Consider the following 24,480-nt stretch of genomic DNA (forward strand, 5'->3'; position numbering starts at 1 on the left):
TCCTTAGGTTAGAGTTAAACTGGGATTTCTTCGCGGCGGAGCATTTCGCCCGCTAGAGCAAGATACGCTTTGGCGCCTGCGGAGTACTTGTCATAGTACATTGCCGGTTTACCGTGGCTCGGCGCTTCGGCCAAACGCACATTACGTGGGATCACGGTACGGTAAACTTTACTACCAAAGTGTTTTTTAAGTTGATCGGATACTTCATTAGACAGGCGGTTACGTGGATCGTACATCGTACGCAGTAAACCTTCGATTTTGAGGTTTTCATTGACCACGGCCGCTAACTTGCTGATTGTATCCATAAGAGCAGTTAAACCTTCTAACGCAAAGTATTCACATTGCATCGGCACCAGCACAGAGTCGGCTGCGGCCATGGCATTGATTGTAAGAAGGTTTAGAGAAGGAGGACAATCAATAAAGATGAAATCATAGTTATCGCGAACTGGCGCAAGTGCGTTTTTTAAACGAACTTCGCGAGCGAACACTTCCATCAACTTGATTTCCGCAGCGGTAACGTCTCCGTTCGCAGCGATAAGATCGTATTTACCAGTGGTTTCAGTGCAAACCACTTGTTCAAACGGGGTATCTTCAACCAGAAGATCATACGCCGTGGCGTCAACCATGTATTTGTCGACACCACTGGCCATAGTAGCATTACCTTGAGGGTCGAGATCGATCACCAAAACCTTGCGCTTTGTTGCCGCCATCGAAGCTGCTAAGTTAATGCACGTTGTTGTTTTGCCGACCCCACCTTTCTGGTTGGCGATTGCTACTATTTTACCCACGATTACCTCGCTAATTTTCCTTGCGCGATAAGATTACTAGATGACGATCACCTTCCAACTCAGGAACAGCTAAAGATATGATCTCTGTCACACTACACCATTCAGGAAGCTGATCCATTTCATCTTTAGGGTGCTGTCCTTTCAGTGCTAGGAACACCCCGTTATCTTGTTTAGGCAGATGGTGACACCATTCCACCATGTCCGTCATTGAAGCAAAAGCTCGACTCAGAACGCCATCAAATTTTTCTTCTGGTTGGAATTCTTCGACACGACTTTGAATAGGCGTCACATTTTTCAGACCTAGCGTATGAACCACTTGTTTAATAAAACGAATGCGTTTGCCTAGACTATCTAGCAAGAAGAACATTTTATCAGGACTCATTATGGCCAGAGGAATACCTGGTAAACCAGGGCCAGTACCCACATCGATAAAACGCTCGCCTTGTAAGTGAGCGCTAACCACTATGCTATCAAGAATATGTTTCACTAACATCTCAAGTGGATCACGAACCGATGTGAGGTTATACGCTTTGTTCCACTTGTCGAGCAGTTCGACATAGCCGACCAACTGCTCGCGTTGTTTTTCAGATACCTCTAAATCGGTTTTTTCGATTAGGGCATCCAGTTTTGTGCGTAGTGCGCTCATTTACTCGTCCTCGCCTTTTTTCAGCAAGCCGTGTTTTTTCAAGTGAACCAGCAAAATAGAAATTGCCGCAGGGGTAATACCTGAAATTCGAGAGGCAATCCCGATACTTTCCGGTTTTGCTTCCGTCAACTTAGCTACAACTTCATTAGAAAGACCTTTCACGTCTTTGTAATCCAGATCAGTTGGTAACTTGGTATGCTCATGACGCAATGATTTTTCAATCTCTTCTTGCTGGCGCTTAATGTAACCATCGTATTTCACTTGAATTTCAACTTGCTCTGATGCTTGTTGATCGTCGAGTGCTGGTGTGAACGCATCAAGTTGCGTCAGTTGTGAATACGAGATCTCAGGACGACGAAGAAGATCTTCACCGCTAGCTTCACGTGCCATTGGCGTTTTCAATAGCTTGTTTAGCTCATCGATACCTGCAGAATTCGGATTCATCCACGTCGATTTCAGACGTTGACGCTCGGTTTCCATGTTGTCGATTTTTTCATTGAAACGCGCCCAACGAACATCATTAATCAAACCAAGTTCTCGCGCTTTTTCCGTCAAACGTAAGTCGGCGTTATCTTCACGCAGCAACAGACGGTATTCAGCACGAGACGTAAACATGCGGTATGGCTCTTTGGTACCCATGGTCGACAAATCGTCAATCAACACGCCCATGTAAGCTTGATCACGGCGTGGGCTCCAACCTTCTTTGTCTTGACTATGCAGACTAGCGTTCAGGCCAGCCATTAAACCTTGCGCTGCAGCTTCTTCGTAACCAGTCGTACCGTTAATTTGCCCAGCAAAGAATAGACCACTGATGAATTTGGTTTCGTACGTTTGCTTCAAATCACGAGGGTCGAAGAAATCGTACTCAATCGCGTAGCCTGGACGAACGATATGTGCGTTTTCAAAACCTTTCATTGAACGAACAATTTGCACTTGTACGTCAAATGGCAGGCTGGTGGATATACCGTTCGGATATAACTCGTGCGTTGTTAGACCTTCTGGCTCGATGAAAATCTGATGGCTGTTTTTATCTGCAAAGCGCATCACCTTGTCTTCGATAGACGGGCAGTAACGTGGACCGATACCTTCGATCACACCCGCATACATTGGGCTACGATCGAGGTTATTACGGATCACCTCATGAGTTTGCTCATTGGTGTGCGTAATAAAACATGGGATTTGACGTGGATGTTGATCACGATTACCCATGAAAGAAAATACAGGCGTTGGATTATCACCATGTTGTGCTTCAAGCACTGAGAAATCAACACTGCGTGCATCAATACGTGGTGGTGTGCCCGTTTTTAGACGATCCACACGGAACGGTAGTTCGCGCAGTCGATCCGCTAATGCGATCGACGGTGGATCCCCAGCACGGCCACCAGATGAGCTTTCCATACCAATGTGGATCTTTCCGCCAAGGAAAGTACCAACGGTGAGTACCACCGCTTTAGCTCGGAATTTAAGACCCATTTGCGTAACCACACCAACCGCTCGATCTTGCTCAACAATTAGATCATCAACCGATTGCTGGAACAAAGTAAGGTTTGGGGCGTTTTCTAATGCATCGCGAACATACGCTTTGTACAGAGCTCTGTCCGCTTGTGCACGTGTTGCACGTACTGCCGGACCTTTAGAGGCGTTCAGTGTTCGAAATTGAATACCTGCATGGTCGATAGCTTCTGCCATCAAACCGCCCATAGCATCCACTTCTTTTACTAAGTGACCTTTACCGATACCACCGATAGCTGGGTTACAAGACATTTGGCCTAATGTATCGATGTTATGGGTAAGGAGAAGCGTTTTTTGTCCTGTGCGTGCAGATGCGAGCGCGGCTTCCGTTCCTGCGTGTCCGCCACCGACAACAATGACGTCAAAGTTTTCGTGATAAAGCATGAACTGACCTCAGGTATTCAAAGGATTTAATGGACAGATAAAAAAGAGCGGTATTTTACCTTTTTTCTCTGTGAGAGAGAATCGTTTTCTCGCTTTTCAAATTTTAGTCTCCAAGACTATATATATAAGATCTATATATATGATCTTTTATTGGATCTATTATTAGGATCGACCACTTCTGTGGATAAGTAGAAAATGATCAACAAGATCATGGATCTTCTTTGGATCAAAAGTTGTGATCATGATTTGATCTGATCGAGGATTACCTGAGATCAAAATCGCTACTTATACACAGGGGTAAAAATGGATCAAAGTTATTATTTGGATAACTAAAGGAAAGTCACCGGATCTTAGTATACTTATCCACAGATGGTTTGGGTGTTTTTTGAGCGGTTGAACAAAATTTTTTGAGAGAAGTTATTCACAATGGGGAGAAACAGAGCCGCAATGCGACTCTGTGATAGAGGAATTAAGCAGAAAAGCGAGCCAGATTTTCCTTCAACCACACTTCTGCGGCGTCTTCAGGTACGTCGTAGCTAAGTACATCAATCTTCAAGCAGTCTGTGATTGGTGTTGCGCCAATGTCTTCTAATAGGTCGAAAGCATGTTGGCCAGCAGCACAGAACGTATCGTAACTTGAGTCACCAATCGCTATCACAGCAAACTTTACGTCTGCCATCTTAGGCGGTGTGTTTTGTAATGCAGCAATAAAAGGCTGAATGTTATCTGGATATTCACCCGCGCCGTGAGTTGAAGTTATCACCAACCAAGTGCCTTGATTCTCGATAGCAGACAACTCTGGCTGGTTGTGGATCGTTGTTTCGAAGCCGTTTGCGTTGAGGAGATCACTTAAGTGATCTCCTACGTATTCCGCGCCACCTAAAGTACTGCCTGTAATAATGTGGATCATGTGTCTTCCTTATTGAGTCATACCAACGCCCGTAGGTCTCTGAGCGTCAGTACAAAAAGAAACGCGGTGGTAAGCTCAAGCCTAACACCGCGCATTTTATTATTTGCCGATACAGAATGAAGAGAAAATTCGGCCGAGTAAGTCATCAGAGCTAAACTCACCAGTAATTTCATTGAGGTGCTGCTGAGTAATGCGTAGCTCTTCTGCGAGGATTTCCCCTGCCATGTACCCTTCTAGCTGCTCTTGGCCGATTTGAAGGTGTTGAGCTGCGCGTTCTAGCGCATCTAGGTGTCGACGGCGCGCCATAAAACCACCTTCAGTGTTACCAGAAAAGCCCATGCACTCTTTTAAGTGAGTGCGCAAAGCATCCACACCCGAGCCCGTCTTCGCTGATAGGCGGATTAAGGTTGGATCATTGACGTGGCAGATCCCCATACTTTCACCGGTTTGATCCGCTTTATTACGGATCACTGTCATGCCCATATTGTTCGGCAAGCGATCGACAAAATCAGGCCAGATGTCTTTAGGATCGGTGGCGTCGGTTGTTGTACCGTCCACCATGAAAAGCACACGGTCAGCTTGTGCTATTTCGTCCCAAGCGCGTTCGATACCGATTTTCTCTACTTCATCTGAAGCGTCACGCAAACCAGCAGTATCGATGATGTGCAGTGGCATTCCATCAATATGGATGTGCTCTCGTAGTACGTCACGAGTAGTGCCTGCGATATCGGTTACGATGGCGGACTCTTTACCTGACAGTGCATTCAATAGGCTTGATTTACCCGCATTAGGACGACCTGCAATGACAACTTTCATGCCCTCGCGCATGATCGAACCTTGGTTAGCTTCTTTACGCACGGCATCAAGGTTGTCGATGATAGCTTGCAAGTCTCCAGACACTTTACCATCTGCAAGAAAGTCGATTTCTTCTTCAGGAAAGTCGATAGCTGCTTCTACGTAGATACGCAGATGAATAAGAGATTCCACCAGCGTTTGAATACGCTGTGAGAATTGACCTTGTAGCGACTGAAGTGCCGATTTTGCGGCTTCTTCAGAGCTAGCATCAATCAGGTCAGCGATTGCCTCTGCTTGGGTTAAATCCATCTTATCGTTTAAGAACGCGCGCTCAGAGAACTCACCAGGACGTGCGGCACGAACGCCCTCAATACCCAAGATGCGCTTGATCAGCATGTCCATTACCACGGGGCCACCGTGACCCTGCAGCTCTAACACATCTTCGCCTGTGAACGAGTGTGGGTTAGGGAAGTAAAGGGCAATGCCTTGGTCTAGCACGGTGCCATCTTCCGCTTGGAATGGCAGGTATTCTGCGTAGCGAGGCTTTAGGGTTTTACCGGTTACCTCTAGTGCTACTTGGTTGGCCTTAGGGCCAGAAACACGAATAATGCCGACACCGCCACGACCCGGTGCGGTTGCTTGAGCGACAATCGTATCTGTAGTCATAATCTTGCCTTTTGAGCTGGGCTATAGGGTTTGAAGTCCTAGGGAGCCATAACCATTAATTAGCTGAATTGTAATCAGCCAAAAACAAAAAGGCGACCTTTTGGCCGCCTTTCTTATTCTTTTACTAAAAGGTTACTTGGTGTGTAAGCCTTTTTTCTCCAGCGCTTTGTAAATCAAAGTTTGTTGGATCAGCGTAACGATGTTCGACACCAACCAGTATAGAACTAGGCCTGATGGGAAGAACAAGAAGAAGAAGGTGAACATAACCGGCATAAAGGTCATGATCTTCTGCTGCATTGGATCCGTTACTGTCGTTGGGCTCATTTTCTGGATTAGGAACATTGATGCACCCATCAGAAGTGGCAGGATGTAGTACGGGTCCTGCGCTGAAAGGTCATGAATCCAACCGAAGAATGGTGAGTGACGTAGCTCAACCGATTCCATTAGTGCCCAGTATAGCGCGATGAAGATTGGCATCTGTAGGATAAGAGGTAAACAGCCACCCAGTGGGTTTACTTTCTCTTTCTTATACAGTTCCATCATCTCTTGGCTCATACGCTGACGGTCATCACCGATACGTTCACGCATTGCTTGCAGTTTAGGCTGTAGCATGCGCATTTTCGCCATAGATGTGTATTGCGCTTTCGTTAGTGGGTACATTGCACCACGAACGATGAAGGTCAAACAGATGATTGCCACACCCCAGTTACCCACGAAGCTTTGGATGAAAGCAAGCAGTGAGTGAAGTGGTTTAGCGATGAACCATAACCAACCGTAGTCAACTACTAGGTCTAGGTTTGGTGCTACTGCTGCCATTTCATTTTGTAGTTTAGGGCCAACCCATAGCGTCGCTTCGAACTGAGCTTGGTCACCTGTTGCGATAGTTTTGTTCGGCATACGAACACCGATATCGCCAAGGTTACCAATTACGCGAGTGTATAGGTTTGTACCTGGTTCGTTACGTGGGATCCACGCTGCAGCGAAGTAGTGTTGGATCATTGCTGCCCAACCTTGGCCGTCTGCTAGGTTGATAGACAGGTTACGATCCTGCATATCTTCGAAGCTGTATTTCTTGTAACGAACATCTTCAGTTGAGTAAGCACCGCCACGGTAAGTTGGCATCGTGATGCTACCGCCTGCGTCCATTAGGTTTTGACGCAAGTGAGCGTACATACCAAAGGTTGCATTGTTACCTGAGTTGTTCACGACATCGTATTCTACGTTTAGCGCGTAGCTGCCACGTGTGAATACGTAAGTCTTAGTGTATTCGATACCGTTCGCAGTGAAAGTCATTGGAACACGTAGTTCGTCTTGACCGTCAGCCATAGTAAAGCTGTCTGCGCTCACGTTGTAGTGAGGACGGTTAGTGCTGCTTAGGTCAATACCTTGAGGACCCACTAGACCGCTTTGTGCGATGAACTGGTGGCCTTTAGTATCTTTAAGCAGAACGAAAGGATCTGATGAATCAAGTTCAGCAGCGTATTTGTTTAGGTCGGCATGTACCACATCGCCACCAACGGTGTCGATCGACAGAGTTAAAACATCAGTCGTTACTGTGATAGTTTTTGCAGAAGCTTGCTGTTGACCAGGAACTGGGTCTAGATCGTCAGCAAAAGATGGTGCAGGTAGAGTACTGCTTGATTGAGCCTGTTCAACCGCTTGAGGTGCTGGGTTCTTTGCTACTTGCCATTGTTGAAATAGCAAGAAAGAAACCAGTGCCAGAGCGATGAGCAGGATATTACGTTGAGAATCCATCGTTAGTTATCTCTGTCTTGTTTTTGGACTGGTGGAACGGGGTCATACCCCCCTTCATTCAAAGGGTGGCATTTTAATAGACGTTTGCCTGATAACCAACATCCTTTTACAAAACCGTGAGCTCTCAAAGCTTCTAGTGCGTAAGTAGAACAAGTTGGTGTGAACCGGCAACGAGGACCAATCAAAGGGCTGATAAACCAGCGATACAGATTAACGAGCCCAATGGCTATCCACGTGAAGGGCGAGACAGGCGATGCCATAGCTTATCAAACAACTTAAATAGTTCCTCATTGCTTAAATCTTGCGCGCTTTTCTTGGCAATCACAACAAAATCTTTATTTGGAAGTTGATGTTGATTGTTACGAAAGCTTTCACGAGCCAAACGCTTAAAGCGGTTTCGACCGACAGCAGTTTTGATTTGCTTTTTCGGAACAGCTAAACCTAATCGTGGGTGAGAAAGTTTGTTATTGCGAGCAATGATGGTGAAATGAGGCGAGCCAGCTCGATGAGCTTGCTGGAAGACGTTTTGATAATGCTCGGGAGTTAACAAGCGTAACTCCCGATTAAACGCGTACGTGTTCAAAATAAACTAGCGATTATTTTGATAGGCGCGCACGGCCTTTTGCACGACGTGCGTTGATAACTTTACGACCGTTCTTAGTTGCCATGCGAGCACGGAAGCCGTGAGTACGCTTGCGCTTTAGAACTGTAGGTTGAAAAGTGCGTTTCATGATAATTACCTTTACTGATCAGTAGTTTTAGGTTCTTGTTAAACCCGGCGTGGGCAATATGCTTTCTTATATAAAGAAACTCTTTATATAGAGAGAAGCAACCGACGCCTCTCAACAAAGAGGCGGAATTGTAATCACACTCACATAATGTGTCAATGACTCATGAGTACGAAATTCCGGCCGAGCGATTATACGTAGTGTGAGTAAAATCTCAAGGATCGATTGATCTTGATGCTTGATCTTTACTCTATCCCCACTTGGTTAAGGAATTTTTGCAGTCGAGGATCTTGTGGATTATCGAAGATATCTTGTGGAGAACCTTGCTCGACAATGTTGCCTTCGGCCATAAAGATCACTCGGTCAGCGACTTCTTTCGCAAATTGCATTTCATGTGTGACCACCAGCATGGTCTGATGTTGGTTAGCTAACTTCTTCATTAATGAGAGAACTTCTCCAACCCATTCAGGATCCAACGCAGAAGTTGGCTCATCAAACAGCAGCAGTTCAGGTTGAAGTGCCATCGCTCGACCGATGCCCACACGTTGTTGTTGGCCACCAGACAATGCCGCTGGATAACTTTCGCCTTTATCACCAAGACCGATGTCATCCAGAATCTCTTGAGCACGCTGAAGTGCGTCGTCTTTCTTCCAACCGCGTACCGTGATCAAGCCCTCTGCGATGTTCTGACGTGCATTCATATGGGCAAACAAGGCATAGTTTTGGAAAACAAACCCAGTGCGGCGTCGCAGGGCTAATACTTCGGCTTTGGTATGCTTTTGTGTGTCGACGGAAATGTCATCAACGGTGATGCGACCTTCATCCGCTTGCTCAAGAAAGTTCACCGTGCGCAGTAATGTCGATTTACCCGTACCGCTGGACCCTATAATGACGATGATCTCACCTTGTTGGATATCGAGATCAATGCCTTCTAACACTTCAGTGTCACCAAAGCGTTTGTGGATGTTTTCTAATTTGATCATCGTACGTACGCCTTATTCAATTTCGCTTCTGCCCAAATTTGTACTCGCGTCAGAATTACAACTACCCCCCAGTAAATTAGGGCGACAGCAAGAAACGCTTCAAAGAAGCGGAAACTCGATGACGCTTCCATTTGTGCTTTGGCCATGATTTCTGCCACACCAAGAGTGAAGGCGAGGGAAGTCGACTTAATCATATCGATGAAATAGTTCATCAATGAAGGCAGTGCGACACGCGTTGCCTGCGGAAGAATCACACGGCGCATGGCCTGTGGGGTTGTCATTCCAACCGATAAGCTCGCTTCCATTTGGCTACGATCAATGCCGATGATTGCGGCTCGGATGCTTTCCGCCATATACGCGGCAAAATGCAGTGTTAAACCAATCACTGCCGCTGAGAAGGCATCAAGACCGACCATGATCGGGAAGATTTGTGGTAAGCCGTAGTAAAGTAAAAACAGTTGAACTAAAAGTGGGGTCCCACGGAAGAAGCTGATGTAAAGTTGGCTCAATTGATCGAGAACTGGCAGCTTAAATACGCGAATATTAGCTAAAATGATGGCTAAAATCAGTGAAAAGACCAATCCCCATGTGGCCATTTCCATGGTTGTGCCAAGATACTTGAGCAGTATTGGCAGCAGTTCCAACATGTAATTAAAATCAAATCCCATACGACTTACCTTGAGAAAAGAAAAGGTGGAATACGAAGTTCCACCTTGTCATTGAGTTAAAAAAAGGACGCGAGATAAAGCTCTACGTCCTAAAAGAAGAAAAGTTTTACTTAGTGATGTCGGCACCAAACCATTTCACTGAAATCTTCTCTACTGTTCCGTCGGCGCGCATTTCTGCAAGTGCTTTATTCACTTCCGCCTGTAGCTTACGACCTTTTTCGTTATCAACGAATGGCCAAGCGTTTTCAATGGTTTCAAATGGTTCACCCGCCAGTTGCAGCGGTAGACCTGTTTTCTTAATCAGTTCTAGTGCAGACAAACGGTCCATGATGAAGGCATCAGCACGGCCCAGCGCCACATCATGTTCAATACCCGTATCGTAAGTCTTGATGTTAATCTTGCCGTCTTTGTCGTAACTGCGAAGCAACTGTTCAAAGTTAGAGCCTAGGTTAACTGCAACCGTTTTGCCTGCTAGGTCTTCCACGCCTTGGATGCTGTCATTGCCTTTACGTACCGTGATTTGAGCGCCATCTACCACGTATGGGTCAGCAAATAGGTATTTCGCTTTACGTGCGTCTGTCATGGTGATTTGGTTCGAGATGGTATCAATACGACCTGTTTCTAGCAGGCCAAACAAACCAGAAAAGTTCGCTGTGACGTATTCGATCTTGTAGTCGTTACGTTTACCGATTTCATCCCACATATCCACTTCGAAACCTTGCAGCTTATCTTGCTTCACAAAGGTGAATGGGAAGTAGCGGCCAGACATGCCTACTTTTACTTCAGTAGCGGCAGTGTCGACAGCTGCTTGAACAGTCGCAGCAGACAAAGCGATGGCTGCAACGGCAACCTTAATCCAGTTTTTCATAATACATCTCCATACTTTTATGGTTGGAAATACTACTGTCAGTTAGCTCAATTAAATAAATAACCAAGTGCAATAACCTAGTCCTGAGAGTAATAAGATCGTATTTGGTATAGAGAGTAGGCAAAAATTAGCAATAAATGATGAAAAAACGATCGAAAAGAGCAGGAGTGGCGATCAAAAAACAACGGTGACGGAAAATTCATACACAGAGTTATCACCAATTACTGGATCTGACGGATTTTGCCCAAATGTGGATCGTTGTGTGGGCAATCTTGGGGCAAGATGTGTTGATCTCTCTATGTTCAGCTAAATAATTGTGAATAACTTAGATCTTATTCACTGGATCGTCGATCAATTGCTGGCGATCTTGGTTATCAACAGGTAAAATTGCCAGTCTTTTCCGATAATTCAAATACTCAGTGGGGGCACCGTGTCATCTTCGCTTTGGTTGCAATGTTTGCAGCAGCTTCAAGAAGAGCTACCAGCTACAGAATTCAGCATGTGGGTTCGTCCGTTACAAGCGGAGCTCAATGACAATACTCTCACTCTGTTCGCCCCAAACCGCTTTGTTTTGGACTGGGTTCGTGACAAGTACCTGAACAGCATCAACCGTTTACTGCAAGAATACTGCGGTAACGACGTCCCTAGCTTGCGCTTTGAAGTGGGTAGCCGCCCAGTTGCAGCGCCTAAGCCGGTACCGACACGTACGCCGGCCGATGTGGCTGCTGAGTCTTCAGCGCCTGCACAATTGCAAGCTCGTAAACCTGTACATAAAACGTGGGATGACGACGCTCAAGCGATCGCGAACATCAACCACCGCTCAAACGTGAACCCGAAACACAAGTTCAACAACTTCGTTGAGGGTAAGTCGAACCAACTTGGTTTAGCGGCAGCACGTCAGGTTTCAGATAACCCAGGCGCAGCCTACAACCCGCTTTTCCTATATGGTGGTACGGGTTTAGGTAAAACGCACTTGCTTCACGCTGTAGGCAACGCGATTGTGGATAACAATCCAAACGCAAAAGTGGTGTACATGCACTCTGAGCGTTTTGTGCAAGATATGGTAAAAGCACTGCAAAACAACGCGATTGAAGAATTCAAACGTTACTACCGCAGTGTTGATGCACTTCTTATCGATGACATCCAATTCTTTGCTAATAAAGAGCGTTCACAGGAAGAATTTTTCCATACCTTTAACGCGTTATTGGAAGGAAACCAACAGATCATTCTAACGTCTGACCGTTATCCAAAAGAGATCAGCGGTGTAGAAGATCGTCTGAAATCTCGCTTTGGTTGGGGTCTGACGGTTGCGATCGAGCCACCAGAACTTGAAACGCGCGTGGCGATCTTGATGAAGAAAGCGGAAGACCATCAAATCCACCTAGCGGATGAAGTGGCCTTCTTTATTGCTAAGCGTCTACGCTCAAATGTTCGTGAGCTCGAAGGTGCACTGAACCGCGTTATCGCAAACGCAAACTTTACGGGTCGTCCAATTACGATTGATTTCGTTCGTGAAGCGCTACGTGACTTGTTGGCACTGCAAGAAAAGCTCGTGACCATCGACAACATTCAAAAGACGGTGGCGGAATACTACAAAATTAAAGTGGCGGACCTGCTGTCTAAACGTCGCTCTCGCTCGGTTGCTCGTCCTCGCCAGTTGGCAATGGCATTAGCAAAAGAGCTGACCAACCACAGCTTGCCGGAAATCGGCGATGCATTTGGTGGTCGTGACCACACCACGGTACTGCATGCTTGTCGCAAGATTGAGCAGCTGCGTGAAGAGAGCCACGATATTAAAGAAGATTACTCTAACTTGATTCGCACCCTGTCTTCTTAATCGGTTAGAATGACAGTATTCCAAGCAAATCATTAATTGAGCTGACAGCGTAAAGAGCCAAGCATGAAATTTACTATTGAACGTAGTCATTTAATCAAACCGCTACAACAGGTTTCAGGCGCATTAGGTGGCCGACCAACCCTACCAATTCTGGGTAACCTACTGCTTAAAGTAGAAGATAATGTGTTATCCATGACCGCGACCGACTTGGAAGTGGAATTGGTGAGCAAAGTGACTCTAGAAGGGGATTTTGAAGCGGGTAGCATTACCGTTCCTTCTCGTAAGTTTCTCGATATCTGCCGCGGTCTTCCAGATGACTCTATCATCACCTTCGTGCTGGAAGGCGATCGTGTACAAGTCCGTTCTGGTCGTAGCCGTTTCTCATTGGCCACACTTCCTGCGAACGATTTTCCGAACATCGAAGATTGGCAGAGTGAAGTTGAAGTGTCACTGACTCAGTCTGATCTACGTACACTGATCGAAAAAACACAGTTCTCAATGGCGAACCAAGACGTTCGTTATTACCTAAACGGCATGCTGTTTGAAATCGACGGTACGACGCTACGCAGTGTAGCGACTGATGGTCACCGTATGGCAGTATCTCAAACACAACTGGGTGCAGATTTTGCGCAAAAGCAAATCATCGTGCCACGTAAAGGCGTACAAGAGCTGGTTAAGCTAATGGATGCGCCAGAGCAACCTGTTGTACTACAAATTGGTAGTTCAAATGTGCGTGCAGAAGTGAACAACTTCATTTTTACTTCTAAGCTCGTTGATGGCCGTTTCCCAGATTATCGCCGCGTAATGCCGCAAAGTACCAACAAAACATTAGAAGCAAGCTGTGATGAATTACGCCAAGCGTTTTCTCGCGCTGCCATTCTTTCTAATGAAAAATTCCGTGGTGTTCGCGTGAACCTTGCTGGTAGCGAAATGCGCATTACGGCGAACAACCCAGAGCAAGAAGAAGCAGAAGAGATGCTGGACGTAACCTTTGAAGGTGACGCGATCGAAATCGGCTTCAACGTAAGCTACGTGCTGGATGTGCTTAATACATTGCGCTGTGAAAAAGTGCGAGTGTCGATGTCGGATGCCAACGCCAGTGCGTTGATTGAAAACGCAGACGACGACAGTGCCATGTATGTGGTAATGCCAATTCGTCTATAAGCCATCTGAATGCCACTTTCTCGCCTTATCATTCAGCAATTTCGAAACATTAAAGCCTGTGATATTCATTTATCGACAGGCTTTAACTTTCTTATTGGACCGAACGGCAGCGGTAAAACCAGTGTCTTAGAAGCGATTTACTTGCTCGGACACGGACGCTCTTTCAAGAGCTCGTTGACCGGACGAATCATCCAAAATGAGTGTGATGAACTGTTTGTTCATGGTCGTTTTTTGAACTCGGATCAATTTGAGCTACCTATCGGCATTAATAAGCAGCGTGATGGCTCAACAGAGGTTAAAATAGGCGGTCAATCTGGGCAAAAACTGGCGCAGCTTGCACAAGTTCTGCCGTTGCAGTTGATACATCCAGAAGGGTTTGATCTCCTTACGGATGGACCTAAACATCGCCGTGCATTCATCGATTGGGGTGTGTTTCATACGGAACCCGCTTTTTATGATGCATGGGGGCGATTTAAACGTCTCAACAAGCAACGTAATGCACTGTTAAAAACCGCTAACAGTTATCGAGAGCTCAGTTATTGGGATCAAGAGATGGCTAGGTTGGCTGAAAATATCAGCCAATGGCGTGCGCATTACATCGAACAGATGAAAACCGTAGCGGAAACCATCTGCCAGACATTTTTGCCAGAATTTGAGATCCAATTAAAGTATTATCGTGGATGGGATAAAGATACACCCTATCATGAGATACTAGAAAAGAATTTCGAGCGTGATCAGTCATTGGGGTACACCTTTAGTGGCCCGAATAAGGCTGATTTGCGAATTAAAGTGAATGGAACACCAGTAGAAGATGTTCTTTCACGCGGTCAGTTAAAACTCATGGTGTGTGCATTGCGTGTAGCGCAGGGACAACATCTTACCGAGATGACCGGAAAACAATGTATTTACCTAATTGACGACTTTGCGTCGGAATTAGACAGCCAACGTCGCAAGCGTCTTGCTGACTGCTTAAAAGAGACGGGCGCACAAGTATTTGTAAGCTCTATCACTGATAGCCAAATCGCCGATATGTTGGACGATACGGGCAAATTGTTTCATGTGGAACATGGCAGGATAGAGTCAAACTAGAAGAGAGAAACTCATGTCTGAAAATTACGATTCATCGAGTATTAAGGTACTAAAGGGTCTGGATGCGGTTCGTAAGCGTCCAGGTATGTACATTGGCGACACGGACGATGGCACCGGTCTTCACCACATGGTCTTTGAGGTGGTGGATAACTCAATTGATGAAGCGTTGGCAGGTCACTGTAAAGACATCGTTGTGACAATTCATGAGGACAACTCGGTTTCAGTTACGGATGATGGTCGTGGCATTCCAACAGAATTGCACCCAGAAGAAAAAGTATCAGCAGCAGAAGTTATCATGACGGTACTTCACGCTGGTGGTAAGTTCGACGATAACTCATACAAAGTATCGGGCGGTCTTCACGGCGTAGGTGTTTCAGTAGTAAACGCACTGTCTGAAAAAGTAGTACTGACTATCCATCGTGGCGGTCATATCCATACGCAAACTTACCACCATGGTGAACCTCAGGCGCCACTAGCGGTTGTGGGCGATACAGACCAAACGGGTACACAAATCCGTTTTTGGCCAAGTGCTGAAACCTTCACAAATATCGAATTCCATTACGATATCCTAGCAAAACGTCTACGTGAGCTTTCTTTCCTAAACTCTGGTGTTTCTATCAAGTTGGTTGATGAGCGTGAAGCAGACAAGAGTGACCACTTCATGTTTGAAGGTGGTATTCAAGCGTTCGTTGATCACCTAAACACCAACAAAACACCAATCATCGAGAAAATCTTCCACTTCGATTTTGAACGTGAAGATGGCATTGCAGTAGAAGTGGCAATGCAATGGAACGATGGCTTCCAAGAGAACATCTACTGTTTCACTAACAACATCCCACAACGCGATGGCGGTACTCACCTTGCAGGTTTCCGTGCGGCGTTAACGCGTACGCTGAATACCTTTATGGATAAAGAAGGTTTCTCTAAGAAAGCGAAAACAGCAACGTCGGGTGATGATGCACGTGAAGGTCTAACTGCAGTTGTTTCGGTTAAAGTGCCAGATCCTAAGTTCTCTAGCCAAACTAAAGACAAACTGGTTTCTTCAGAAGTTAAATCAGCGGTTGAATCCGCAATGGGTGAGAAACTGTCTGAGTTCCTAATTGAGAACCCGACAGAAGCTAAGATGGTTTGTTCTAAAATCATCGATGCTGCTCGTGCTCGTGAAGCAGCGCGTAAAGCTCGTGAAATGACTCGTCGTAAAGGTGCGCTAGACCTAGCTGGTCTGCCAGGCAAGCTTGCAGACTGTCAGGAAAAAGATCCAGCACTCTCTGAACTATACATAGTGGAGGGTGATTCGGCAGGCGGCTCCGCAAAACAAGGCCGTAACCGTAAGAACCAAGCAATCCTACCGCTAAAAGGTAAGATTCTTAACGTAGAAAAAGCGCGCTTCGACAAGATGCTTTCTTCTCAAGAAGTAGCAACTCTGATCACGGCACTAGGCTGTGGTATCGGTCGTGACGAGTACAACCCGGACAAACTGCGTTACCACAACATCATCATCATGACCGATGCTGACGTCGATGGTTCGCACATCCGTACGCTACTGTTGACCTTCTTCTACCGTCAAATGCCAGAGCTTATCGAGCGTGGCTACGTGTACATCGCTCAGCCACCACTTTACAAAGTGAAAAAAGGCAAGCAAGAGCAGTACATCAAAGACGAAGACGCGATGAACCAATACCAAGTGGCTTTGGCACTTGATAACGCATCGCTACACGTAAACGCAGAAGCGCCAGCATTGGCAGGCGAAGCGCTAGAGAAGCTAGTTCAGCAATACAACGCTGGTATCAAGCTGGCGGATCGCATGAGCCGTCGTTACCCAAGCGCGCTAGTTCATGAGCTAATCTACACGCCGCGCCTAACGGCAGAGCAATGCCACGACGCTGCAGCAGTAGAAGCGTGGACAAAACAGCTAGTTGAACAGCTAAACGCGAAAGAAGTGGGCGCAAGCCAATACAGCTTCGAAGTTGAGCAACACGAAGAGCTAGGTCTAAACCTACCTAAGATTATCGTACGTACTCACGGTGTAACGCATGACTACGCACTAAGCATCGATCTATTGAACTCGAAAGAGTACAACAAGCTAGCTGAGCTTTCGGAAGCACTAGATGGCTTGATTGAGGAAGGCGCTTACATCAAACGTGGCGAGCGTACTCAGCCGGTATCAAGCTTTGCATCTGCACTTGAGTGGTTAATCAAAGAGTCGCGTCGTGGTCTAAGCCTACAGCGCTACAAAGGTCTAGGTGAGATGAACCCAGATCAGCTTTGGGAAACCACAATGGACCCTGAGACACGTCGCATGATGCAAGTAACAATTGAAGATGCGGTAGGCGCAGACCAATTGTTCACCACGCTAATGGGTGACCAAGTTGAGCCGCGTCGTAACTTCATCGAAGAGAATGCGCTTAAAGTAGCAAACCTAGACGTTTAGACTATTTTTCCTTTGCTGGATATGCTGATTTCGTTGTCGAAGGTGCTCACATACACTTGTATGCTGCGCGCCTTCTCCTAGAACTAAGCATATCCCCCTGCGGAAAAACGAATCTAAATTTCTTTTGATAGAATTTTAAAAGCACTGCCTTCGGGTGGTGCTTTTTTATTGAGTGGGAGAAACCAGATAAAAGTAACGAGAACGGCTGCGCCCTATGAATATGGGAACGCTTCGAGAGGGAGGAACGACCGAGTCGGGGATCTAAAAATATTTTCACCGGAGCCCTTGAAAGCCCATTTTTCGACCTTATATCTAGTTATGAAGAGGGATGGCTAACTTGCTCAACAAGAGAAGAACAGCGCCTCTGGAATCGCTAAACGAGATCGCTCAGGAGAGGATACTCAGTTTTAGCACACAACTTGACCCTAGATTCGACATCATGTCCCCGCACCTAAAGAGTAGGTCAGAGGAATGAACCATCGGATCCCTTAGCTCGGCGTTTTCTTGCATAAATGCGCCACGTGGATGACCTTCATCTGGGCTAAGACTATTGCTTAAAAGAGGATAGATTATGCGTAATGTAGATTTCTCACCACTATACCGTAATGCAATTGGCTTCGACCGTCTGTTCAACCTGATGGAAGCAAGCTCTGCGAAGAACACTTCTGGCGGTTACCCTCCATACAACATCGAGCAAAAAGACGAGCACAACTACCGTATTACTATGGCAGTTGCTGGTTTTGCTGAAGATCAGCTCGATTTGACTCAAAACGAAAACATGTTGATCGTGAAGGGCGAGCGTAAAGCCGAAGAAGGTAAAAACTACGTTTACCAAGGCATTGCAGAGCGCGACTTTGAACGTAAATTCCAACTTGCGGATTACGTAAAAGTTGTCGGTGCATCAATGGAAAACGGTCTGCTTCATGTGGATTTAGTTCGTGAAATTCCAGAAGCAATGCAACCACGTAAGATTGCTATTGGTGGCAATAACCTGATTGAAAACAGCTAATCAGCTAAAGATATTTCAGTTAACCACACGGTTATAGAATGAGAAAGAGCGCCTTCCGTTATGGAAAAGGGCGCTCTTTTTAGTTTGGGGTTTTAAAAGCCGCTATTTCAAAGAGAAGCGGCTGAGTTCAATCGGTCTATTTACCTTCGCGGTAAGCCTTTTCCACTTCTTCTGCGATAATCGCAATGCCTTTTTGCATCATCTCATCGTCTTGAACGTAGTTCATACGTAAGCATTGGTGTGCATGATCCCATTCGTCCTTCTGACCAATAAAGAAGTATTCACCCGGAACAATCAAGACCCCACGCGCTTTCAAGCGTTGGTAAAGTTCCATTGTCGTAATTGGCAGTTCATCGAACCATAGCCACAAGAATATAGCGCCCTCTGGTTTGTGGATACGGAAGCGCTCATCGGTAATTGCTTCTTGGAGCAGTTCAACCGCACGTTGCGACTTCTGCTTGTAAAACGGCTTAATCACCTCTGAACTCAGTTTAAGCAGATCGCCTTTACCAATGATGTGGTTTGCCAGCGCTGGACCAACACTGCCCGGTGCTAGGCTGATGATGCCGTTCATATTAGTTAATGCTTGAGTGATTTCTTCACTCGCAATCACAATCCCACAACGCACGCCCGGCAAGCCAAGTTTAGATAGGCTCATGCACAGGATGGTGTTTTCATTCCAGAACGGTTCGACATCTTCAAAAATGATGTTCGGGAAAGGCAGACCGTAGGCGTTATCAATGATTAACGGAATGTTGTTCTCACGTGCTAGCTTGTCCAGCTTACGAACTTCCTCGTCTGTCAGTACGTTACCTGTTGGATTAGTTGGGCGAGACGCACAGATTGCCGCAACAGAGTCATCGACCGTGAGCTGCTCAAAATCGACGTGGTATTTAAACAGACCGTTATCCAACAGCTCGATCTCTGGGTGGTAAGAGACAAAGATATCTTCATCAATGCCTGCATCACCATAGCCGATGTACTCAGGCGCGATAGGCAGTAGCACTTTCTTGTGCGAACCGTTTGGCTGTTTACCTGCCAACAAGTTGAACAAGTAGAAGAAGCCGCTTTGGCTGCCGTTAGTTAGGCTGATGTTTTTTTCTGAAATATCCCAGCCGTAAGTTTCACGGAATAACTGAGCTAACGCTTTAACGAACGCGTCTTTGCCCTGCGGACCATCGTAGTTGGCGAGGGCGGCGACGAGCTCTCCACTGGCGAGCATTTCCTCACTGGCTTGGCGAAAGTAATCGAGCATGGCAGGAATGGCGGCTGGGTTACCTCCACCGAGCATGATGGCACCTGGTGTGCGTAGACCATCATTCAAATCGTCCATTAACTGCGTGATACCTGAATACTGATTAAATTTTTCACCAAACTTAGAGAACTGCATTTGTCGTTATACCTAATTCATTGTGATTGCTTTATGTGTCTTAACGCCAGTCTTTGACTGGTCAATAGGATAATCCTTGACCTTACCTTAATGTCTATACGACGCAAAGTGTGAATTAAGCCGAAAAAGAAAAAATCGGACCACAATGATTTTTGTTGTGATTAAGTAAACGTTTTCCTATGCGAAAACTGAATCCAACCTGAATGAAATCTCGCTATCTGTCAGAGCAGTGTCAGGCAGCATGGTCTTGGTTTGCTCAAAAAGCCCTCAATTCTTATTATTCGACCCGTCATCTTTTTGACGTGTTAGAAAAATTGAGGAGTCAAAATGTTAACTAACCTATTTGTAAAAACACAACTGTTTATCGAATCATTCAAAAACGACGAGCGCGGCGTAACAGCAATTGAATACGCAATCCTAGGCGTGTGTATGTCTGCAATCGTACTCGCGGTATTTAACGATGCGCTATATGACGCATTAGACGGTGCAGTTAAAACGATCTCAAGCAACATCACTGCTGCAAATGAAGTAACTCCAGGCAGTTAATTATATTTCATGCCGTTAAAACTATGGTGGCTGCTTCCCCTTGCCACCATGGCTTTTATAGCCAGTTATCAAGACATCAAATACCGAAAAATACCCAATGGAGTGGCGTTAAGTGTTGCTTTGCTGGGTGTTTTTTTTGTCTTGAGTAAAGGGGAGTACAGTCACGCACTGTCTTCAATGGTGATATTGGTGATAGGTGCTGTGCTGTTTCAACTACGAATCCTCGCAGCGGGGGACAGCAAATTACTGGCTGCATTTGCACTGATGATTGCACCGCAGTTCTTGCCGTTGACGATTTGGTTGATTGTCACTTTGGGCGGAGTGCTTGCTCTGACGCAGTGGCTTGTTAGCCAAATCGGTATTCATCCTGCTGGGATGGAAAGAGGTGTGCCTTATGGTGTGCCCATTTGTCTCGGAAGCCTGTTTGGCATTGCTGCATCTTTATAGGTGAACCATGAATTCAAAAGTCATTCTTGTTTTGGCGGCGATTGCCATTTCGGTCGGGCTTTATGGCGTGACTCAATCACAGCCAACTGCTCCGGTTGTACAAACACAACAGCCGAAGAAAGAAGAGAAAAAATTTAAAATCTGGACGTTAAAGCGTGACCTAAAACGAGGTGAAGCACTGCAACGTCGAGATTTGGTGATTGAATACTTAACCGAGTCACAAGCGGCGCAACAAGGGATTGATAGCGATATTAAGCTCGATTGGAGCAAGCGCCTAATTGCGGTTGAAGCTCTGAATCAAGGTGAATGGGTGACGAAAGAGGTGCTGACTTCTCCGGGAGAAAGCGATTACCTCTCGACCATGGCCAAGCCTGGTTACGCCCCGTTCAATATCACGGTACCGGGTGATGATGTGGTAGGAGGAACGATTGCCGTTGGTGATTTAGTCGATATCTCTGTTATTTCCACCATGGATCAAAACCTCTCGGCAGACAACACCGTGTCGGACATTGAACACCTGACCATGACACCGCTAATTGCTCAAGTGCCTGTGCTGTACATGATCTCGAAGCAACGCTTAGTCAGTACATTGACTGACCAGAAAACCACTGATGTCACTTTAGTGTTGCAAGTAACTAACCGTCAGTTGGCTAAGTTGTCGGTAGCAAAACGCATTGCAGAAATTACGGTACATAAATCGATTGGTGAGCAGTTTGTGGATGAACTGCATGCGAACTCAAGCGATGTGATTCGTTTTGCTGATGAAAGGCAAACCACGAAAACCCAATCGATCAAAGAATATCGATTCAACTAGGAGGCAAGATGAAAACCATAACTCGATTTAGCATCTATTGCTTAATGCTTGTTTCCACGGCTTTACAGGCTCAGGGCATAACGACGCTTTCGGCTGGTGGCGCAAGAACCCTATCGTTTAAAGCTGAAGTTGATTCGGTGTTTGTTTCTAACCAAAAAGTGGCGGACTACCAAGTTATCGATGCTCACAAGGTGGTGTTACTGGGTAAATCAGAAGGTGAAGCATCGTTCATCGTGTTTGACCGTGATGGTTTTGAGCTTATCAACCAAACCCTGATTGTCAGCAAAAGCTACCGCAATATTGAGCAGCAAATTCAAGTGCAGTATCCATACTCTGATGTTCAAGTTAACGGTATTGGTAGCAATGTTGTATTGAGTGGCATTGCGCCTTCTGACAATGAACGCGACAACATCTACACCTTGGTGGGTGAGTTGTTGGGTAAGTCTTCCAGTAACCATGATTTTGAAATGCCAGAACTCGATAGTTCGACTGACGACCTTCAAGTGGATTTTATGTCTCGCCCTACCTATCAAGGTGTGGTGAACAACATTGAAGTCACCGCGACGAAGCAAGTTAACGTCAAGTTGACCATTGCAGAAGTCTCCCACAGCTTTATTCAAGATTTTGGTATCAAGATGGGCTCTGGCGGTGATGTTGGCATCTTTGTCGATCAGTTAACCAGCTTTAGTGCCGATGACATTGTTTCTGTTATCTCAGCTGTCGGTTCTGACAAGGTAGGCCAAGTGCTGGCAGAGCCAAATCTGTCGGTTATTTCTGGAGAGCAAGCAAGCTTCTTAGTTGGTGGTGAAATGCCTGTAGTAACGGTGGTCGACGGTGCCAGTGATGTCGATTACAAGGAGTTCGGCGTGCGATTAGACCTGATGGCGAAAGTGCTGCGTGACGACAAAATCAAATTGGCACTGTCACCAGAAGTAAGTTCTTTAGATAACACCTACACCAGCGAAGTGTTTGATTTACCGGCTTTCAAAACTCGTCGTGCACAAACCACCGTTGAATTAGGTGATGGTCAAAGCTTTGTTCTGGGTGGTTTGCTTAATAGTGAGGAGCGTGAATCGCTGACACGAATTCCTTTTATTGGTGACATTCCTGTTTTAGGAGCGCTGTTTCGTCACACAGGAACAGAACGCAACAAAACCGAGCTGATTATTGTGGCAACCGTCAACTTGGTGAAACCAGTGAAAGCCAATCAAATCCAGCTACCAACCATGGAAAAAACCGGCACGTTACGACGCTTTTTTGCACTTGATGGTAGTTATGACAAAGCTCAAGACCAATGGGCTGGTGAGGTTCTTAACGCGGGAGGTTTCCGTCAATGAAAAACTGGATGTTAGCGCTATTTGCGATTACAGCACTATCCGGCTGCGCCGACCATATTGTTGAACCTCGCGGGACCAGCATTGCACTTAAACCGACAGAATTTAACTTTGCGGTACAAAGTCAGGACCAAGTTTATGCCATGAATAAGCTCACTCAGTTTGTTCGCAAGTATCCGAATCAAGCGGGCAGTAAATGGCAAATCACTAGCTACAACGCCCAAGGTAAAAAGTTGGCGCAGCATTACCGCATCGCACTGTTGCAGCAAGGCGTGGCGGCCGAACAGTTAGTGCTCGAACATCGCCCGGAGTTTCATCGCTTTGATGTGCAAGTATCGGTGATTCAGCTTCAAGCTCAGCTTGAGGTATGCCACCAAGAGGTTATCGGTGATTACGGTTTGGGTCACCTAGGTTGTTATACCGATGGCAGCCGTTGGCAGTCGATGGTTAATCCGCAGAATGCGCTTTGATATTGAGGAACACTCATCATGTTTGATTTAGTGGATAAGTTGAGTAAGAGCACGCCAAATCACACTCAACAAAAAGAAAATAAGTGTGCGTTCTTGTATCAAACCGCTGCGTGCAAAGACTTAGTTCATAAGGCGTTTCGCTTTGAAGGCTTAGTCGAGCCAATTACGGTGAACAACCAAGAAAAAAACTACCCAGAATTGCATACGCACTCAAGTGTGGAAGTGGTGATTGTTGAGCTGAATAAAAGCCAAAGCGTGGTTGAAGATGCAAAAAACATTGCCCATCAACTGCCTACACATGTGTCGGTTGTGGTCGTTGGCAGCGAAGATGCGATCTCAACGATTCGTGCATTAAAACAGCTTGGTTTCTATTACCTATTTTGGCCTGCGACCGACAAAGAAATCATGGAGTTTTACCATGGTGTACGTCGTAACCGTCAGCAGCAAAGTGGTGTGGCTTCGAATCGAAAAGCAAAGCAAGTGGCGTTTCTTGGTGTGAAAGGCGGTGTTGGAACGTCTTTGATCGCCAGTGAAGTAGCACGTTCATTGGGGCGTCATCATAAAACGCCTACCTTGTTGGTTGATCACACCTACACCGGCAGTAATATCGATGTGCTTTTAGGTTTGCAGAAATTCAGTAAACGCAGTGTACGAAAAGGTACTTTGGTATCGAGCATTGATGGTGATTTCGCCACTAGCTTAGTACAACGTTTGGAACGAAACCTTGCGATTTTAGGTTTGGAGTCGGATGCGTTTACGCGTGCTGAGCTTCATGAATATACCCAAGCGCTCAAAGAGCAAGTGGTTAAGAACCATTCATTTGTGATTGAAGACTATTCACATACCGTCACCACAAATGAAGAGTTCGATCGTGCAGTGGCTGAGATTGATACGTTAGTGGTGGTGTTTGATGCCACGGTGTCGTCGCTACGAGAATTAAACCGCGTAGTGTCTGAGCTAGAAACGCGCTATCCAGAGCTGCCGCTTCTTACCGTGATGAATCAATCGCGTCCAGATAATGCGGCTTCAATCAGTATGTCTGACGTTAGTAAATATTTCGGCCGCAAAGCCGACTGCAAAATTGAGTTTGACCACAAAGCGAACCATTACCTACTTCAAGGTCATCAACTGATTGATACTAAATCAGAAATGCAGCAAGGCTTGAGTGATTTAGTCGCACTGCTGGTGGGTGATAAGCCGCAACAAAAGCGTTCTTGGGTGCAAGAACTGTTTAGTCGCTAAAAAG

General features: G+C 46.0%; 24 protein-coding genes. 11 read left to right on the plus strand and 13 right to left on the minus strand.

Features of this window, described 5'->3' with window-relative positions; translation table 11 throughout:
* Nucleotides 1–14: 14 nt before the first annotated feature.
* From ATB76_RS23190 to ATB76_RS23240, 12 genes are all read right to left on the minus strand, one after another.
* Complete coding sequence (locus tag ATB76_RS23190) at nt 15–788, minus strand: ParA family protein (RefSeq protein WP_038870193.1); 774 nt, start codon at nt 786–788, stop codon at nt 15–17.
* Nucleotides 789–798: 10 nt separating this feature from the next.
* Nucleotides 799–1,434: a 16S rRNA (guanine(527)-N(7))-methyltransferase RsmG gene (gene rsmG / locus ATB76_RS23195; protein WP_061036167.1), complete on the minus strand. Its 636-nt coding sequence runs from the start codon at nt 1,432–1,434 to the stop codon at nt 799–801.
* Complete coding sequence (gene mnmG / locus ATB76_RS23200) at nt 1,435–3,330, minus strand: tRNA uridine-5-carboxymethylaminomethyl(34) synthesis enzyme MnmG (protein ID WP_061036168.1); 1,896 nt, start codon at nt 3,328–3,330, stop codon at nt 1,435–1,437.
* Between the two features lie 469 nt (nt 3,331–3,799).
* Complete coding sequence (gene mioC / locus ATB76_RS23205) at nt 3,800–4,240, minus strand: FMN-binding protein MioC (RefSeq protein WP_038870197.1); 441 nt, start codon at nt 4,238–4,240, stop codon at nt 3,800–3,802.
* Nucleotides 4,241–4,339: 99 nt separating this feature from the next.
* Entirely contained in the window at nt 4,340–5,701 is a 1,362-nt protein-coding gene (mnmE, locus tag ATB76_RS23210; protein ID WP_061036169.1) for a tRNA uridine-5-carboxymethylaminomethyl(34) synthesis GTPase MnmE, read from the minus strand.
* Nucleotides 5,702–5,833: 132 nt separating this feature from the next.
* On the minus strand, nt 5,834–7,456 hold the full coding sequence (yidC, locus tag ATB76_RS23215; protein WP_039977916.1) for a membrane protein insertase YidC: 1,623 nt from the start codon (nt 7,454–7,456) through the stop codon (nt 5,834–5,836).
* A 2-nt stretch (nt 7,457–7,458) separates the two neighbouring features.
* A complete protein-coding gene (yidD, locus tag ATB76_RS27555; RefSeq protein WP_005451046.1) occupies nt 7,459–7,716 on the minus strand; it encodes a membrane protein insertion efficiency factor YidD in 258 nt (85 codons plus the stop codon).
* On the minus strand, nt 7,683–8,006 hold the full coding sequence (gene rnpA, locus ATB76_RS23220; protein ID WP_009699098.1) for a ribonuclease P protein component: 324 nt from the start codon (nt 8,004–8,006) through the stop codon (nt 7,683–7,685). Before rnpA ends, yidD begins: the two co-directional genes overlap by 34 nt.
* A 46-nt stretch (nt 8,007–8,052) precedes the next feature.
* Nucleotides 8,053–8,187 (minus strand): 50S ribosomal protein L34, encoded by a 135-nt coding sequence (gene rpmH / locus ATB76_RS23225; RefSeq protein ID WP_005378825.1) that lies wholly within the window; start codon nt 8,185–8,187, stop codon nt 8,053–8,055.
* Nucleotides 8,188–8,429: 242 nt separating this feature from the next.
* Nucleotides 8,430–9,167, minus strand: coding sequence for an amino acid ABC transporter ATP-binding protein (locus tag ATB76_RS23230; protein ID WP_061036170.1), 738 nt, complete (start codon nt 9,165–9,167; stop codon nt 8,430–8,432).
* Nucleotides 9,164–9,835, minus strand: coding sequence for an amino acid ABC transporter permease (locus ATB76_RS23235; RefSeq protein WP_038870202.1), 672 nt, complete (start codon nt 9,833–9,835; stop codon nt 9,164–9,166). Before ATB76_RS23235 ends, ATB76_RS23230 begins: the two co-directional genes overlap by 4 nt.
* Nucleotides 9,836–9,941: 106 nt before the next feature.
* The gene (locus tag ATB76_RS23240; protein WP_038875186.1) at nt 9,942–10,703 is read right to left on the minus strand and encodes an amino acid ABC transporter substrate-binding protein; all 762 of its coding nucleotides are present in this window, start codon (nt 10,701–10,703) and stop codon (nt 9,942–9,944) included.
* A 430-nt stretch (nt 10,704–11,133) separates the two neighbouring features.
* On the opposite strand from ATB76_RS23240, the gene dnaA reads away from it, so the two are divergent.
* The 5 genes from dnaA to ATB76_RS23265 all read left to right on the plus strand — a co-directional run bounded on the left by dnaA (nt 11,134) and on the right by ATB76_RS23265 (nt 18,233).
* Nucleotides 11,134–12,540, plus strand: a complete 1,407-nt coding sequence (gene dnaA / locus ATB76_RS23245) for a chromosomal replication initiator protein DnaA (protein ID WP_038870205.1) — start codon at nt 11,134–11,136, stop codon at nt 12,538–12,540.
* Nucleotides 12,541–12,603: 63 nt separating this feature from the next.
* Nucleotides 12,604–13,704 (plus strand): DNA polymerase III subunit beta, encoded by a 1,101-nt coding sequence (dnaN, locus tag ATB76_RS23250; protein ID WP_038870207.1) that lies wholly within the window; start codon nt 12,604–12,606, stop codon nt 13,702–13,704.
* 9 nt (nt 13,705–13,713) lie between these two features.
* A complete protein-coding gene (gene recF, locus ATB76_RS23255; RefSeq protein WP_038870208.1) occupies nt 13,714–14,793 on the plus strand; it encodes a DNA replication/repair protein RecF in 1,080 nt (359 codons plus the stop codon).
* A gap of 13 nt (nt 14,794–14,806) precedes the next feature.
* Nucleotides 14,807–17,224: a DNA topoisomerase (ATP-hydrolyzing) subunit B gene (gyrB, locus tag ATB76_RS23260; RefSeq protein WP_061036171.1), complete on the plus strand. Its 2,418-nt coding sequence runs from the start codon at nt 14,807–14,809 to the stop codon at nt 17,222–17,224.
* Nucleotides 17,225–17,795: 571 nt separating this feature from the next.
* Nucleotides 17,796–18,233, plus strand: coding sequence for an Hsp20 family protein (locus tag ATB76_RS23265; RefSeq protein ID WP_005440850.1), 438 nt, complete (start codon nt 17,796–17,798; stop codon nt 18,231–18,233).
* Nucleotides 18,234–18,369: 136 nt separating this feature from the next.
* Here the strand turns inward: ATB76_RS23265 and ATB76_RS23270 are convergent, their stop codons facing one another.
* On the minus strand, nt 18,370–19,623 hold the full coding sequence (locus ATB76_RS23270; protein WP_061036172.1) for a valine--pyruvate transaminase: 1,254 nt from the start codon (nt 19,621–19,623) through the stop codon (nt 18,370–18,372).
* A 327-nt stretch (nt 19,624–19,950) separates the two neighbouring features.
* Here ATB76_RS23270 and ATB76_RS23275 point away from each other — a divergent pair, with 327 nt between their 5' ends.
* From ATB76_RS23275 to ATB76_RS23300, 6 genes are read left to right on the plus strand one after another with little or no spacing between them, the layout of a single operon-like run.
* Nucleotides 19,951–20,169 carry a Flp family type IVb pilin gene (locus ATB76_RS23275; RefSeq protein ID WP_038875175.1) on the plus strand — a complete coding sequence of 73 codons (219 nt, stop codon included), beginning with the start codon at nt 19,951–19,953 and terminating at the stop codon, nt 20,167–20,169.
* A gap of 9 nt (nt 20,170–20,178) precedes the next feature.
* Nucleotides 20,179–20,616: an A24 family peptidase gene (locus ATB76_RS23280; RefSeq protein WP_045422220.1), complete on the plus strand. Its 438-nt coding sequence runs from the start codon at nt 20,179–20,181 to the stop codon at nt 20,614–20,616.
* A 7-nt stretch (nt 20,617–20,623) separates the two neighbouring features.
* Nucleotides 20,624–21,430 carry a Flp pilus assembly protein CpaB gene (gene cpaB, locus ATB76_RS23285; protein ID WP_045422222.1) on the plus strand — a complete coding sequence of 269 codons (807 nt, stop codon included), beginning with the start codon at nt 20,624–20,626 and terminating at the stop codon, nt 21,428–21,430.
* A gap of 8 nt (nt 21,431–21,438) precedes the next feature.
* On the plus strand, nt 21,439–22,767 hold the full coding sequence (locus ATB76_RS23290) for a pilus assembly protein N-terminal domain-containing protein (RefSeq protein WP_061036173.1): 1,329 nt from the start codon (nt 21,439–21,441) through the stop codon (nt 22,765–22,767).
* On the plus strand, nt 22,764–23,234 hold the full coding sequence (locus tag ATB76_RS23295; protein ID WP_061036174.1) for a hypothetical protein: 471 nt from the start codon (nt 22,764–22,766) through the stop codon (nt 23,232–23,234). Before ATB76_RS23290 ends, ATB76_RS23295 begins: the two co-directional genes overlap by 4 nt.
* A gap of 18 nt (nt 23,235–23,252) precedes the next feature.
* The gene (locus ATB76_RS23300; RefSeq protein WP_009708047.1) at nt 23,253–24,476 is read left to right on the plus strand and encodes an ATPase; all 1,224 of its coding nucleotides are present in this window, start codon (nt 23,253–23,255) and stop codon (nt 24,474–24,476) included.
* Nucleotides 24,477–24,480 lie beyond the last annotated feature (4 nt).

This window comes from Vibrio sp. MOR3 (assembly GCF_001557775.1).
Lineage (GTDB): Bacteria > Pseudomonadota > Gammaproteobacteria > Enterobacterales > Vibrionaceae > Vibrio > Vibrio jasicida.

Excerpts from the sequence above, each read along its gene's own strand:
- rsmG (WP_061036167.1), bottom strand. The coding sequence starts at position 1,434 with ATGAGCGCACTACGCACAAAACTGGATGCCCTAATCGAAAAAACCGAT.
- mnmG (WP_061036168.1), bottom strand. The coding sequence starts at position 3,330 with ATGCTTTATCACGAAAACTTTGACGTCATTGTTGTCGGTGGCGGACAC.
- mioC (WP_038870197.1), bottom strand. The coding sequence starts at position 4,240 with ATGATCCACATTATTACAGGCAGTACTTTAGGTGGCGCGGAATACGTA.
- mnmE (WP_061036169.1), bottom strand. The coding sequence starts at position 5,701 with ATGACTACAGATACGATTGTCGCTCAAGCAACCGCACCGGGTCGTGGC.
- yidC (WP_039977916.1), bottom strand. The coding sequence starts at position 7,456 with ATGGATTCTCAACGTAATATCCTGCTCATCGCTCTGGCACTGGTTTCT.
- yidD (WP_005451046.1), bottom strand. The coding sequence starts at position 7,716 with ATGGCATCGCCTGTCTCGCCCTTCACGTGGATAGCCATTGGGCTCGTT.
- rpmH (WP_005378825.1), bottom strand. The coding sequence starts at position 8,187 with ATGAAACGCACTTTTCAACCTACAGTTCTAAAGCGCAAGCGTACTCAC.
- ATB76_RS23230 (WP_061036170.1), bottom strand. The coding sequence starts at position 9,167 with ATGATCAAATTAGAAAACATCCACAAACGCTTTGGTGACACTGAAGTG.
- ATB76_RS23235 (WP_038870202.1), bottom strand. The coding sequence starts at position 9,835 with ATGGGATTTGATTTTAATTACATGTTGGAACTGCTGCCAATACTGCTC.
- ATB76_RS23240 (WP_038875186.1), bottom strand. The coding sequence starts at position 10,703 with ATGAAAAACTGGATTAAGGTTGCCGTTGCAGCCATCGCTTTGTCTGCT.
- dnaN (WP_038870207.1), top strand. The coding sequence starts at position 12,604 with ATGAAATTTACTATTGAACGTAGTCATTTAATCAAACCGCTACAACAG.
- recF (WP_038870208.1), top strand. The coding sequence starts at position 13,714 with ATGCCACTTTCTCGCCTTATCATTCAGCAATTTCGAAACATTAAAGCC.
- gyrB (WP_061036171.1), top strand. The coding sequence starts at position 14,807 with ATGTCTGAAAATTACGATTCATCGAGTATTAAGGTACTAAAGGGTCTG.
- ATB76_RS23265 (WP_005440850.1), top strand. The coding sequence starts at position 17,796 with ATGCGTAATGTAGATTTCTCACCACTATACCGTAATGCAATTGGCTTC.
- ATB76_RS23270 (WP_061036172.1), bottom strand. The coding sequence starts at position 19,623 with ATGCAGTTCTCTAAGTTTGGTGAAAAATTTAATCAGTATTCAGGTATC.
- ATB76_RS23275 (WP_038875175.1), top strand. The coding sequence starts at position 19,951 with ATGTTAACTAACCTATTTGTAAAAACACAACTGTTTATCGAATCATTC.
- ATB76_RS23280 (WP_045422220.1), top strand. The coding sequence starts at position 20,179 with ATGCCGTTAAAACTATGGTGGCTGCTTCCCCTTGCCACCATGGCTTTT.
- cpaB (WP_045422222.1), top strand. The coding sequence starts at position 20,624 with ATGAATTCAAAAGTCATTCTTGTTTTGGCGGCGATTGCCATTTCGGTC.
- ATB76_RS23290 (WP_061036173.1), top strand. The coding sequence starts at position 21,439 with ATGAAAACCATAACTCGATTTAGCATCTATTGCTTAATGCTTGTTTCC.
- ATB76_RS23295 (WP_061036174.1), top strand. The coding sequence starts at position 22,764 with ATGAAAAACTGGATGTTAGCGCTATTTGCGATTACAGCACTATCCGGC.
- ATB76_RS23300 (WP_009708047.1), top strand. The coding sequence starts at position 23,253 with ATGTTTGATTTAGTGGATAAGTTGAGTAAGAGCACGCCAAATCACACT.